This is a genomic window from Rhodococcus sp. IEGM 1370 (genome assembly GCF_033142325.1).
GTDB lineage: Bacteria > Actinomycetota > Actinomycetes > Mycobacteriales > Mycobacteriaceae > Rhodococcoides.
In genome coordinates this window covers 42,789-55,888 of sequence record NZ_JAWLRY010000022.1, presented here as the reverse complement: position 1 = coordinate 55,888, position 13,100 = coordinate 42,789, and the positions used below count along the sequence as shown (strand labels likewise).

Genomic DNA, 13,100 nt, shown 5'->3' with positions numbered 1-13,100 from the left:
TGCAAGGCAGGTACAGGACATCGACGCTCGAATCGGCGATCTCGGCGCCACCAAGACCGCATCGAAGCGCTCACCGTGGAATCGGAAGAATCCTTACCGCGCGCAGGTTCTGAGCAACAGTCGCCTGTCCGGTCCGACATCCGCAAAAGAAGTTCGACACTTCGAGATAGCGCTGGGCGAGAGCGGCATCGCCTACGAGGCCGGCGACGGTTTCGGCGTCAAACCCGTCAACGACGCAGCACTGGTCTCCGCCGTCGTCGACCGCCTCGGAGTGCCGGCAGACACGGCCGTCCACACGAAATCCGGCGAGATCACCCTCGCACAGGCGCTGACGACGGAGTACGAAATCGGCATCCCGTCCATGGATCTGATCGAGGCCGTCGCCGAACGGGCCGGTGACGCCGAGCTCGATCACGTTCTGCAGAACGGCGACCGCGCATCGTACGACGCCTGGACCTGGGGTCGCGATGTCGTGGACGTTCTCGATCTCGACCCGTCGGGGACGTTCGACCCAGCCGAATTCCTCGGTTTGCTGCGTCCTCTGCAGCACCGGGTCTACTCGATTTCCTCGTCCCCGCTCGCGCACGAGGGCACTGTTCATCTGACCGTGTCCACGGTTCGGTACCGGTCGGCCGAGCGCGATCGAGGCGGAGTCTGCTCGACGTATCTGGCCGATCGCATCGGGGACGGGCATCAGGCGGGAGTGTTCCTGTCCGCCAACAAGTCGTTTCGCCTCCCGTCCGACGACACCCCGATCATCATGATCGGGCCGGGAACCGGAGTGGCCCCGTTCCGCGCGTTCCTGCACGAACGTCGCGCCCGCGGCGCTGCAGGCGAGAACTGGCTGTTCTTCGGCGATCAGCATCGAGCGAGCGACTTCCTCTACGAGGGCGAACTCACCGATTTCGAGCGCAGCGGTCTGCTGACGCGACTCGATCTGGCCTTCTCTCGCGACCAGACTCAGAAGATCTACGTCCAACACCGGATGCGTGAGGCGGGAAAGCAGCTCTACGGGTGGCTCGAAGCCGGCGCGCAGCTCTACGTCTGTGGCGATGCGGCTCGCATGGCCAAGGGCGTCGACGAGGCATTGCACGAGATCGTCGCCGAACACGGTGGCCGCTCCCCCGACGCCGCCGAGGACTATGTCAACGAGCTCAAGCAATCGAAGCGCTACCTGCGCGACGTGTACTGACGCGGTTTCTTGTCGGACCCCCTCGCTACGGTCTCGGGTACAGGCATCAGTTCTCGTCCGAGAAGAGGGTTCGCACCGTGACCGCACTGCAGAACGGCCATTTCGACTCCACCACCGCGCTCGCGTGGGCCACGTTCACCGAAAACCTGCATGCGCGTCTTCGGACCTTGCCGCGGCGCGACTACATCACGGTGTCCGCCGCTCAGGCGAGCCCCGGCGAGCGTGGGTTGCGCCCGTACATCGACGTGGCGGCGACGGACAGCGGCGTGCTGGTGTCGGTGGCAGCGCTGCCGTCACTGCTGTACCCGGATGCCCCGGACGCGACGGCCATGGATGTGCAGCTACTCGACTGCGGTTGGCTGGATCGAGGCAAGCAGGTTGCAGACGGGTCGATCATCGATCTCACGCGAACCGACGCCCGAGCAGATGCGGCACTCGTCGCGGAGATGATCACCCGCACGTTCCGAGAGATCTGGAACGTCCCGCATCCGTCGTTCCTGAGCGTGTGGAGCGTGGCGGCCGACGGTGCATCATCGGGGCCGGTCGACCTCCAACGCGGGATCGTCGGTCGCACGAACGGCGCAGCGACCGAGAACCCCTCGGAGACATCCGACGACGTTCCTGCCGAGCTGAGGTCACTTCAGACGCTGTGCCAGTTGATCGGTCGGCGCGTCGACGCGCACACCGTTCGATCGGTGTGCGCCGACGGCGATCTCGACGCGTTGACAGCGCGAGCAGTCTCGCTGCATCGATCGGCCGCTGTTCGAGCCCGCCCCGACGACGCGAGCGAGGAGAACTCGGTCGCGGTGTGGAAGAACCTTGCCCGCACCTGGCTCCTGGTCGCACACAGCATGGACGCGGTGACGAGGGCAGACCGACACGCGTGCCGGTGACGACGAGGATCCGACGAACTACAGGATCTTTCGGCGCAGGCCGCTCGCCCGCAGCACCTGACGTTCGACGCCCGCTCGGATGGCCTCTTCGGTACCGATCACCCGTACGTGCGATCGAGCGCGGGTGATGGCGGTGTACAACAGTTCTCGGGTCAACAGTGTCGATGCCTCGGCGGGCAGCAGAACCGACACTGTGTCGTACTGACTGCCTTGACTGCGGTGGATCGTCATTGCGTACACGGTGTGTACCGAGGAGAGCACATTCGGGTGGATCAACACGTGGCCACGACCTCGGGCGAACGCTGCCATCGGAGTTCCGTTGTCTCCCAACACCACAACGCCGGTGTCCCCGTTGTAGATCCTTGCCTCGTGGTCGTTGGCCGTCACCAACAAGGGCTGACCGGGATACCAAAGCGAAGGATCGAGAAACGTACCGCTTCCTTCTCCTACCCACTCCATCGCCTGCCGGTCCCACCGCGAGACCCCCCATCGACCCTCGCGGTGCGCGCACAGTAGGCGATGTTTCTCGAGCCCGAGCAGTGCTGCGGTGGCATCTCCGCGTACTGCAGCGGCGGTGACCTCGGCTGCGGTGTCGATCACGTCGGAGCGCAGCGCGTCGACGTCGTCGGGGCCATGAAACGAGATCTCCTCCGCGCCGGATTCGAGCAACGCCATGACATCGTCGCCCCGGCCGTCTCGCACGGCCACGGCCAAGCGAGCGATGGCTCCGCCGAACCGCCGGCCTCGACTGAGCCGAACGACGCCGCCGCGCAGTCGGTCTCGCTCGAACGGGCTCAGGGCCGCTTCCGCGGGGTCCTCGGCGGCGGCGAAGTCCGCGTCGACGAGCTGCGCCAGAACCGGGTTCTCGATTCCGGTCACCGGCCTGGCCACCAGATCTGCAAGCACCGCGCCCGCGTCGACCGACGTCAGCTGATCCGGGTCGCCGACGAGAATCAACCGGGACTCCGGACGCACGGCTTCGAGCAGCCGACACATCATCGTCAGCGACACCATCGAGGTTTCGTCGACGACGATGACGTCGTACGGCAGCCGGTTCTCGGCGTCGTGCCGAAACCTCGTCTTGCTGCCAGGCTTCCATCCCAGAAGTCGGTGCAGCGTCATTGCTTTGAGGTCTGCCGGAAGCCCGAGGAGACCGGCTTGTTCGGACACGGACTCCTGCAACCGGGCTGCGGCCTTGCCGGTGGGTGCGGCGAGCCCGATGCGCAGATCGCTTCCGTGTTCGCGGACGAGGAGCGCCAGAATTCTCGCTACGGTGTGGGTCTTTCCGGTTCCAGGTCCGCCGGCGATGACCGTCGTCCATTGGGTCGCCGCCAGCGCTGCCGCTATTCGCTGTCGATCGGGAGCGGCCGTCGGTGCGCCCGATTCGTCCACGAACAGCGTGGCCAGCGCGTCGCTGATTTCGACGGCATCGGCGGCGGGATGAGATTGTGAACGCACGTCGAGCAGATCTCGAACGGTGCTCTCCTGCAGGTGATATCGGTCCAGGTACAGCAGCTCACCCTGATCGGTGTCGACCAGTTTCAGCGGCCGCAACGGTCCATTCGGGCTGCCGACCACCAGTGGGCTCACCCTCAGTGCTCGGAGCACGTCGTCGAGCTCCGGCCACGGAAGCGCGCTCGGATCGACGTCCGAATCCTCGTCGACGGTGACGTCCCGCAGTCGTCGCAGATCCAGGCACACCGAGCCCGATCGCACCGAACGCACGGTCAGAGCAGTGGCGAGCAGTACGTTCTCCGACGACTCACCGGCCAGGGCACCGAGGCGCAGCGCCACGTGCACATCGGATGCCGACAGCACACCCACATCGTTGAAGGTGCGCAGAATTCCACTGCCGCGCAGCGCAATCGAGACGCCGGTCATCGAGTCACCTTCCCAGCGAGCAGGTCCGACAGCTCGATCACCAGTGCGGCCGGCGGATCCCAGTCGAACACCCCACACCCGGCGGGGGTCTGCGGTCCGACCATGCCCCGCACGAACAGGTATCGGATTCCGCCGAGGTGCAGTTGCGGGTCGTAATTCGATTGACGCCAGCGCAGATATCGATGCAGCGCAACGGCATACAGAATTGCCTGCAGCGGATAGTGCGAGCGGATCATCTCCTCGGCCATCTTCTCGCGCGTGAAATTGCCGGTCGTCAGATCACCTCTGGCGATTCGATTCGTCTTGTAGTCCACCACGACGTACCGCGGTCCTGCCGCGCGCAGAACCGAGTCGATACTTCCGGTGAGGAAGCCGCGAAGTGGTGTCGACTCGAGACCGTCGAGCAGATCCGCGTAGGACGCGAGCACGTCCGCCGGATCGAGGTGATGACGCAACAGGCGCGCCACGGTCTTCAACGTGAACGTGTTCGTCACCGGATCGTCTCCGCCGGCCAAAGGCAGCTCGAAGTCGAGCTCGGCCAGATGGTCGGACGGCGCTACGTCGGCGAGCGTCCCGAATCCCAACGGTGTCTGCATCACCGGTAGAAGGGCTTGGGCCAACGCCGCCGGATCGACCTCCGCCATTCGCGACGCCACCGCCGCAGCGCAGCGACGCTCGAGTTCCGCGAGCAGATCGGGTGCGGACGTGTCGACGTGTTCGAGTGCCTCGTGGACGAGCGTTCCGAACGCCGCGCCGGCAGGCATGCCGTTCATCGGTGACGCGATTCCGTCCAGCTGTTCGTCGATGTGCTCGCTTCCCGGGTATTCGCTGCCCACGGCCGTGTCGGCGGGCTCGTCCGTCTTCTCGGGATGCTCGGTCTCGCTGGTCACTCCTACCTCGGTCTGGGCGGGCGCGGCGTCGTGAGCGTGAGCTGTCAACGCGGAGTACGACGTTCGACGCCACAGCAGGTCGAGGGTTCGATCGAATCGTGCGGCAGCGACGTCGAGTTGCGGTTGCTCGGGACGAATCCAGTGTGCGGTGGACGGCTCGCCGGGCCCCACCGGTTCGACCGAGATGAGGTCGGCTGCCGACCCGACCCAGGATTGGAGCCGGTTCGCCGTCGTCGCGTCGTCGAGAACCTTGTACGACGGCTCCGGCAGAGCAATTCCGGGGATGCGTCCGAACAGCATGCGGTGCAGCGAGGACGTCGCGGTGTTTCGGCCCGGGGCCCACCACAGCACGATCCGACTCTCGGCGCGGGTGAGACCGACGTAGAGCAGTCGCAGTTCCTCGCCTGCTTCCTCCTGGTCGTTGAGGATCTTCCTGGCCGCGTAGCCCGTTCCGGACGGTCCGCCGACGTCTCGGATTCGCGTGCCGTTCTCGTGCAGCAACAGCGTCGACGGCTTGCTGAAGTACAACGTGTCCCACGCGTAGGGCAGGTAGACGACCGGAAATTCGAGCCCTTTGCTGCCGTGTGTCGTCATGATCTGCACTGCGGCGGAATCACTGTCGAGTCGACGACTGCGGTCGGTCGACCCGCCCGCTGCCGGTTCCTTGATTCGGTCGGTCAGCCAGCGAGTGAGGGCGGTGATTCCGTAGGACTCGGATACCGCGGCGCGATTGAGCAATTGGGCGATGTGCCGCAGGTCGGTCATCGTGCGTTCACCGGCGTCGACCGCGAGCAACCGGGCGTCGAGTCCGGACTGGGCCGACACCCGCTCGAAGACTGCCGCGAACCCGGCCTCGTCGAACAGCACCGAATACTCACGCAGCCGGCTGCTGACCTGAGACAGCGCATCCTCGGCCCCGGAGTCGAGCTGCGCAGCGGTCCACCCGAGCAGAGGAGTCAGGGCGGCCAGACGTACGCGATCGGTGCGATGGGGTTGCTCGATCGCCTGCAGCAACCACAGCCAGTGTCGGGCACTCTCGGTACCGAACACACTGGTGCTGCTCGACACGACGGACGGCACCCCGACCGCGTCGAGTGCGTCCCGAATCAACGCCACCTGCTTGGTCGTTCGGGTCAACACCGCAATGTCACGCGGTTCGATCACCCGGCGGCCGTCGGATCGCTCGAGCTCGGCGTGTCCGGACAACAGCTCGACGATGTCCGCCGCAACGTCTGCCGCAACCCTGGATCGGAGCCGGTCGACTGCCGGAAAGCCTTGCCGCAGTGGACCAGCGCCGGTTCGCGGCAGGTAACGCAGCCGCAGGGGAGGATGTCCGACCATGCGCGAGAGAGGGTTTCGCGCTTCGACTGGGTGCACCACGATGTCGTCGTGGCCGAGGGCTGCGCCGCCGTACAGATGGTGCAGGGCGTCGAGCAGCCCCGAATCACTACGCCAGTTGGCGGTGAGCTCGTAGAGGTGGTCCGCGGTCTGCACGGCGTCGAGGTAACTCAGAACCTCGGCTCCGCGAAACGCGTAGATGGCCTGCTTCGGATCGCCGACGAGGATGAGCGTCGTGGAGCCGTGAAACGCCCGCCGCAGAATGTCCCACTGCATGGGGTCGGTGTCCTGGAACTCGTCGATCAACACGACGCGGAATCGATCTCGCACTCGCGCACAGGCAGCCTCACCGTGGACGGGGTCCGACAACACCGAATGCAGAAGTCCCAGAAGATCGTTGTAGTCGCGCACACCGAGCAGGCGTTTGCGACGTTCGATCTCCCGGCGCGCTTCCCGGGCGAACCGCACACGCAGTGCCGGCTCGCGATTGTCGTCGTCCGAGTCCTCGGTGTCGGGATACAGAATCGACTGCTGGTCACCCACGGCCGACAACGCCAACTGCTGGGCATCCCGCCTGCTGAATGCCGGCGCCTCGTCGTCACCGCTGAACATCTGCAGATACAGATCGTCCACGACCTGTTCGAGTAGGTCCGAGACGGATTCGACGAACGTCGATTCCGGTTCGCGCTCGCCTGCGATGCCGAGTCCGTCGAGCATGCGCTGACAGAAACTGTGAGTGGTGACGATGGTTCCGGCGTCGAAGTCCGACAAGGCCCTACGCAACCGTCGACGCCGCCGGTCGACTTCTGCGTCGTCGACTGCGGCCAGAAATGCCACGAGTGGATCCCGAGATGCGCGAGCGGTGTCCGGGTCGGCCAGGTCCCGGGCGATCGACGCAAACCTGCTTCGGGTGCGATCACGGAGTTCCTGGGTCGCGGCTCGACTGAACGTCACCAGAAGCAGGTCCGAGATCTCGGCGATCCCTTCGGCGATGTAGCGCGCGGCCAACCCCACGATCGCGTACGTCTTGCCGGTCCCGGCGCTGGCTTCGAGGACGGTCGTTCCGGTCGGCATCGGACCGAGCAGGTCGAATCCGCGGGCGGCGGTCATGCGTTCCCCATGTTCTCGGCGATCAGCAACGGATCCCACAGCTTTCGAGCGAGAATCCCGAAGCGGCTCTTCTCGTTCGAGGGCTCGGTCTCGTCGGCGAGCGGGGCCGCAACGAGCAATGCCTGGAACGACAAGGCCGAACCGTGGACGTACCGCAACGATCGATCGGTGCCGTCGCCGAAGTCGCCCCGCCAAGCCCACGTGGCCGAGTCGTAGCCGTCCTCGATGGACCCGCCACCGAACCGCTTCTCCGCATATGCCGATGCGGTACCGGTCGATATCGGCAGCGGCGACGTCATTCCACGATCACGCAAGTCCACCAGATCTCTCAGTACGGCAACGGGATCCGGCGGGGCGCTCAGCCGAGAGCGACGAGGCGGGCGCATTCCGCTCGCGCGGCCGATGGTGACGGCGCTCCAGTCCCCTGCCTCCGATGCCGCCACCGCCAGCAACCGCAGCCAGGCGGCCAGCCGGTGCTTGGCGGCCAGTCGCGAATACGACGAACGTGCCAGCGTGCGGCCGTGGATTCCGGTGACGGTGCCGGTCAGGCGTCGGCCGTCGCCGAGATCGACCGCGACGTCGATCGTCTCGGCCGGACCCTCGTGGAAGGGAGCGGCCGCGTCGGCAATGATTCCGACGATCTGCCGGATGTCGGACATCTCGCGGCGACCCTGATGAAACGGCGGGAGGGTGCCGCGCCGCCACTCGGCGTCGGCGAATTCTCCGATGTCCCCACCAGCGAGCACTGCAGCGAGCATCCGATCACCGATGTTCCACCGGGACAACGGATCCAGCTCGATGTCCAAGCTGTCCGCCAGGTCGTCCTCTAGCTCGGGAACGCGGAAGCCGAGCCGTTGCCGCAGAAAGGCCTGCACCGGATTCTCGACGAAGGCGATGAGTTCGGCGAGTTCGACGTCCCCGCGATCGGCAGCAGGGAGCGCGTCCGGCAGAAATGGTGCGACCGGATCGGGCGTCCGCTGCTGGGAGACGGCTCCGGCCAGGGCCACCGTGTCGAAGCTGAACGGGTGTTCGGCTTCGAAATTGTGTGGGTCGAAGGGCTGCAGCGGATGCCGATGTTCGACGCTTCCGCCCGCGGTCACCTCGAGGACGTCCATCAACTCGCGCAGCGGGATCGCGGGCGGCTTGGCCGACCCGTCGACGGGGTCTGCTCCGGTGTAGAACAACAGCAGTTTCTCCTCGGCCGACATCACCGCGTCCAGGAGCAGTTGCCGATCCTCGCTGCGAGTGTCTCGTTCGCCGACGGCCGGATCACGGGCGAGGATGTCGTCTCCGTCGATACTGCCCACTCGGGGGAACACCTCGTCGTCGAGCCCGAGCAGCACCACCACTCGGTGCGGCACCGAGCGCATCGGCACCATGGTGCACACGGTCAGCTCGCCGGTTCGAAAGTTCGCTCGGGTGGGTCGGCCGGCCAGTCTTCCGGCCAGCATGGCACGCACGTCCGCGAGCCGCAGCTCGGCGGTGCCGCCGTGTTCGGTGGCATCGGAGATCTCGCGATGTGCTTGTGCCAGTTGCCATTCGTCGGCTGTGGGCACGTCGGCGAGGAGATCGAGGGCGCGCCCCAGCTGCCGCGTCCACTCGGTCACCGATGCCGGACCGGAAAGTGCTCGGAGCACCGAGGCGAGCCGGTCCACCAGCTCGGCGAAGCGGCCGGCGAGCGTGATGTCGTTGCTGTCGACATCGTCGAGAGGCAGCGCGAGGTCGAGGTACTCGTTGCGAGTCTCGTCCGCTGCCACTCCCAGCAAGATGCGATCGAGCGCCGACTTGAAGGTGTTCTGTCGAAAACCGTTCAGGCCGTATGCTTCTCGTTGTCGAACTGTCAATCCCCAGCGGGCACCTGAGCTCGTCACCCACTCGCGCAGTCGCTCGAGATCGTCGTCGGTGAACGAGAACTTCTCGCGCACCGGACCACTCGCGGCAAAGTCCAAGAGCTCGCTCGCCGTCACCCGGCCCTCCGAGAAATCCAGCACGGTGGCGATGACGTCGAGGACGGGGTTGGTACGGCGCAGGCCCCGATCGGCCAGCCGCACCCGGAGCCGGTGCCCCGGATGCACCAGTGCCGTCTGCCCGAAGTTCGCGCGGATCAGCGGCGCGTAGGTCTCGACATCCGGGCACATCACCAGCACGTCGCGTGGTTCGAGCGTCGGGTCGGAAGTGAACAGATGCAGCAACGATTCGCGCAGAACTTCCACTTGGCGAGCCGGTCCATGACACGCGTGAATCTGCACCGATCCGTCGGCGAACGTAGTGCCGTCCTCGAATTCGGGAGTAGGAGACGAATCCGCGGTGATGTCCGACTGAATTCGACCGAGCAGAGTGTTCGCTGCTTGCGGCCCCTCGTGATGCACGGTGTGCGTCGCCACCGACGCGATGGTGGCCTGAAGTTCTCGCACGTCTCGCGACAGGCCGGCCAGCAGCGGGTGCTCCACGGCCAGAGCTGTCGTGTCGTCTCGTCGGCGCGTCACCGCCGGGATCTCGGCGAGGGTGTGCCACATCGACGGGCTCGGATGCGGAACCCAGATGTGCACGTCGCGAGCCTGCGACAGCGCACTCAGTATCTCGAGCTGATCGGTTGTCAGCCGGGTCGGACCGAACACCGACAACCTGCTCGGTAGGTCCACCGACTCCGGTGCATCCCGGAGTCGTGCGCAGGTCTGCGGCAGGCGCTCGGCTGGGCTCGGGCTGCCGATTCGCTCGCGCAGCGCGGCCCACACTCGCGGTTGCCACAGCAGGTCCTCGTCGAGATCGCCACCGTGGCCGTCGGTGAAGCGCCCGTCGAACCAGTCGCGCAGCATCTGGGGACGCTGAGACCCGTACGTGCGGAACAATTCTGCCACATGCGACGCCGTCGACCAGCGGCGTCCCACCCGATGATCCTCGGAATCTGCACCGAGATGCTTGAACAGCACCGACGCCCAAGCTTCCGTGCGACAGTCGTCGATCACCTCCAGCGCGGTCCAGAGAACCCGGCCCGGAGCCCAGGGATCGTCGTCGGGGTCGATGTCGTCGACCGCAGCAATGGCGCGCGAGACCAACCGCGTCGGGCTCGGGAAGTCGATGTTGGCTGCGATGCCGTCGCCATCCGAACCGCCCAGTGTGCTCGACAATCGCTGTGTGAGCCACCGCTCGACGCCCTTCGCCGGGACCGACACGATCTCGGGCACGAACGGATCGTCCAACGGCACGGACAGGATGTCGGCCAGTGCAGCCGCGAGCGTTCCAGCGCGTTCGGCGCGATGAAGCGTCAACACCGTCGCTGTCCCCTGCCTGCTCGTATCGGTACCCGATTTCGGGCACGTGACGACCCTACTCGAGCCACCGACAGATTCTGTGCGACGAGTCGAGCCGTCGATGCCGCTCGTATCGGTCTCCGATCCCGACGGCAGTTCTATCACTGCGATCGGCGGTTTTCGCGAGCACTACCGATCGAGCGGTTGCCGTTCTCGCACGGGATGTAACGAGGTACCCCGTCGGTACGACATGGTGAACGGAAATGCGACCGACCGGTTCGAATAGAACGAGACGGTTGCTTCCGGTCTCGCGGGTGACATCTCGGCCGCGACATCGACACCTCTCGCGATCCGAACGGACCCCTCGACATGACCAGCGCCTACCCGCCACCCTTTCAGCGACCGGCACCCGAGGCTCGAGCGCCTCGCCGCCCCCTGTTCGGGAAGGTATTCGCTTGGGCCGCGATTGTTTTCGGTGCCTTCTTTCTGATCGGGGCAGTGGTCTCGTTCGAGTTCGGCGCGCTGCTCGTCGGCGCGTTGCTGGTCGGCAGCGGAGTCGTGTACCTGCGCTCGTCACCCGCGCGGGGCCGCAAGGTCTGGGCGGTACCTGCCATCGCCGTCCTCCCCGCCCTGTTCGTGATGGGGCTGACCACCACGACCGAACCCGAGACCACGACCGCCATCGCACCGGTCGCGGCCGTGCCTGCGTTACCGACCGTCACGACGACCACCGCAACGCCGTCGACAACCACACCGGTCCCGACCACCACCACCGCAGCCCCGACGACCGAAGCGGTCGCCGCCGTCGTCGAGATACCGACGACAACGGAATACATCCCGCCGCCCGAGCCCGCGTACATTCCGGAGCCCGTCTACACGCCGGAGCCGGTGTACACACCCGAGCCCGTCTACACCGCTCCCGCGCCGTTCGTCGCAGTGCCTTCTGCCGTCTCGTACGCCAATTGCGATGCGGTCCGTGCAGCGGGTGCAGACCCGATCTACGCCGGGGATCCGGGATACAGCACCAAGCTGGACCGCGACGAAGATGCCGTCGGCTGCGAGAACTGACCGCAGTCAACCCACCAACCGCCGCGTCAGGTTCGCGGCTTCGCGGGAGTAGGCGATCAGCATGACGAGGTCGACCGACGGCCGGGCAGCTTTGACTGCCACGACCTGTTGGGTGACTGCGTCGTGCATCGGCCATCCGTAGGACCCGCCGGAGATCAGGGGAAAAGCGATGGACTTCAGGTTCATCGACGCTGCCAGAGCAAGACTTCGGGCATAGCAGAGTCGCAGCAGCTCAGATCTGTCCTCGTGTGGGGAGAAGCGCGGGCCGACGGTGTGAATGACGCAGCCGGCGCGAAGTCTGCCCGCGGTGGTGGCGACGGCTGCGCCGACGTCGAGGCCGTGCGGCAGGGTGGTGGCCCGCAGCGCCTTGCACTCCGCGAGGATCGTCGGCCCACCGGCTCGATGGATGGCACCGTCCACTCCCCCGCCGCCGAGCAATCGTGCATTGGCGGCATTGACGATCGCATCGGCGGCAACGTCGGTGATGTCGCCCTGGACCACGTCGATGATTGTCATGAAACCTCCCTCGCTGCAATGATGTTCGTGGTGATTCGATCGAGATCGTCGGCGCGCAACCCTGGGTATCCGTGGACGATGTCGCGCCATTCGCGCGGCACCGCCGATGCGCCCCAACGCGCTCCGAGGAGTCCTCCCGCGATGGCTGCCGTGGTGTCGGTGTCGCCGCCGGCGCGGACGCACAGTTCGAGAGCGGCAGGCAGGGGCCGCTCCGCGTCGGCGGACCGATGGATCGCCCACCACGCCGTCTGCAGAGCGTGGACCACCCAGCCGTTGTTCGGGAAATCGGACGGCTGCCCCTCCTGCGCCTGATCGAGCAGGGGCTGCCAGAACTCGCGGACGTCGGTGTCGACCTCGGCCAGAAATTCACGCACCCCACCGTATGTACCGCGAAGAACCGCGTATCGAATTGCGTGAGTCCACAATTGGCATGCCTCACCGGCATGCGGGTCGGAATGGGTGAGGGCACTGATCCGTGCAGCAGCAGCTCGACATCCGGCCGCATCGTCGAGGTAGGCCAAGGCGACGGGTGCGGTACGCATGAGCGATCCGTTGCCGCCGGTTCTACCCGACAGTGACGCTGCCGCCGCGGTCATCTCGGCACCGCTGAGTGTGGTCTGCGCGAGCACGGAGCGCGTTTGATTTCCTACATCCGGAGGGTTCTGGGCAAACCACGCGCGAAAATTCTCGGCGATGTCGTCGATGTCTCCACCCTGCTCGAGGGCACGCGCGATGCAGAGCGCCATCGAGGTGTCGTCGGTCCATTCCCCCGGGGCCCAATCGAATGCGCCGCCGCCGACCATGGCGATCGTCGTCTCGGGTGAGGGGTATCCGAACTCGTAGCCCGCGCCCAAGGCGTCACCCACTGCCGTTCCGAGGAGAACGCCCCGCGCTCGGTCGTGCTGAATGTCCGTCAACTGCATACCTACCCCTTAGATCGATGTTGAGCTAACTATAGATC

Annotated in this window: 7 protein-coding genes and 1 pseudogene; 3 read left to right on the top strand and 5 right to left on the bottom strand. The window is 66.0% G+C overall.

What is annotated here, in order from left to right:
* Nucleotides 1-52: 52 nt before the first annotated feature.
* Both R4P47_RS21370 and R4P47_RS21365 read left to right on the top strand, forming a co-directional pair.
* Nucleotides 53-1,192: pseudogene (locus R4P47_RS21370) on the top strand (sulfite reductase subunit alpha); the annotation flags it as partial.
* A gap of 77 nt (nt 1,193-1,269) precedes the next feature.
* Nucleotides 1,270-2,085, top strand: coding sequence for a TY-Chap domain-containing protein (locus R4P47_RS21365; protein WP_317785665.1), 816 nt, complete (start codon nt 1,270-1,272; stop codon nt 2,083-2,085).
* Nucleotides 2,086-2,103: 18 nt separating this feature from the next.
* On the opposite strand, the gene recD is transcribed toward R4P47_RS21365, so the two are convergent.
* The 3 genes from recD to recC are packed head-to-tail and all read right to left on the bottom strand — an operon-like array spanning nt 2,104 to nt 10,576.
* Nucleotides 2,104-3,966, bottom strand: a complete 1,863-nt coding sequence (gene recD / locus R4P47_RS21360) for an exodeoxyribonuclease V subunit alpha (RefSeq protein WP_317785664.1) — start codon at nt 3,964-3,966, stop codon at nt 2,104-2,106.
* Nucleotides 3,963-7,304 carry a UvrD-helicase domain-containing protein gene (locus R4P47_RS21355; RefSeq protein ID WP_317785663.1) on the bottom strand — a complete coding sequence of 1,114 codons (3,342 nt, stop codon included), beginning with the start codon at nt 7,302-7,304 and terminating at the stop codon, nt 3,963-3,965. Before R4P47_RS21355 ends, recD begins: the two co-directional genes overlap by 4 nt.
* Nucleotides 7,301-10,576 carry an exodeoxyribonuclease V subunit gamma gene (recC, locus tag R4P47_RS21350; RefSeq protein WP_317785662.1) on the bottom strand — a complete coding sequence of 1,092 codons (3,276 nt, stop codon included), beginning with the start codon at nt 10,574-10,576 and terminating at the stop codon, nt 7,301-7,303. Before recC ends, R4P47_RS21355 begins: the two co-directional genes overlap by 4 nt.
* Before the next feature lie 348 nt (nt 10,577-10,924).
* Here recC and R4P47_RS21345 point away from each other — a divergent pair, with 348 nt between their 5' ends.
* Complete coding sequence (locus tag R4P47_RS21345; RefSeq protein WP_317785661.1) at nt 10,925-11,623, top strand: excalibur calcium-binding domain-containing protein; 699 nt, start codon at nt 10,925-10,927, stop codon at nt 11,621-11,623.
* 6 nt (nt 11,624-11,629) lie between these two features.
* On the opposite strand, the gene R4P47_RS21340 is transcribed toward R4P47_RS21345, so the two are convergent.
* Together R4P47_RS21340 and R4P47_RS21335 are read right to left on the bottom strand one after the other, a co-directional pair.
* Nucleotides 11,630-12,139, bottom strand: coding sequence for an O-acetyl-ADP-ribose deacetylase (locus R4P47_RS21340; RefSeq protein ID WP_300521584.1), 510 nt, complete (start codon nt 12,137-12,139; stop codon nt 11,630-11,632).
* Nucleotides 12,136-13,062 carry an ADP-ribosylglycohydrolase family protein gene (locus tag R4P47_RS21335; protein ID WP_317785660.1) on the bottom strand — a complete coding sequence of 309 codons (927 nt, stop codon included), beginning with the start codon at nt 13,060-13,062 and terminating at the stop codon, nt 12,136-12,138. The genes R4P47_RS21340 and R4P47_RS21335 overlap by 4 nt, the downstream gene beginning before the upstream one ends.
* Nucleotides 13,063-13,100: the final 38 nt, after the last annotated feature.

What these genes read in the sequence shown, in the direction of transcription:
- recD (WP_317785664.1), bottom strand. Translation starts at nt 3,966, where the DNA reads ATGACCGGCGTCTCGATTGCGCTGCGCGGCAGTGGAATTCTGCGCACC.
- R4P47_RS21355 (WP_317785663.1), bottom strand. Translation starts at nt 7,304, where the DNA reads ATGACCGCCGCCCGCGGATTCGACCTGCTCGGTCCGATGCCGACCGGA.
- R4P47_RS21345 (WP_317785661.1), top strand. Translation starts at nt 10,925, where the DNA reads ATGACCAGCGCCTACCCGCCACCCTTTCAGCGACCGGCACCCGAGGCT.
- R4P47_RS21340 (WP_300521584.1), bottom strand. Translation starts at nt 12,139, where the DNA reads ATGACAATCATCGACGTGGTCCAGGGCGACATCACCGACGTTGCCGCC.
- R4P47_RS21335 (WP_317785660.1), bottom strand. Translation starts at nt 13,062, where the DNA reads ATGCAGTTGACGGACATTCAGCACGACCGAGCGCGGGGCGTTCTCCTC.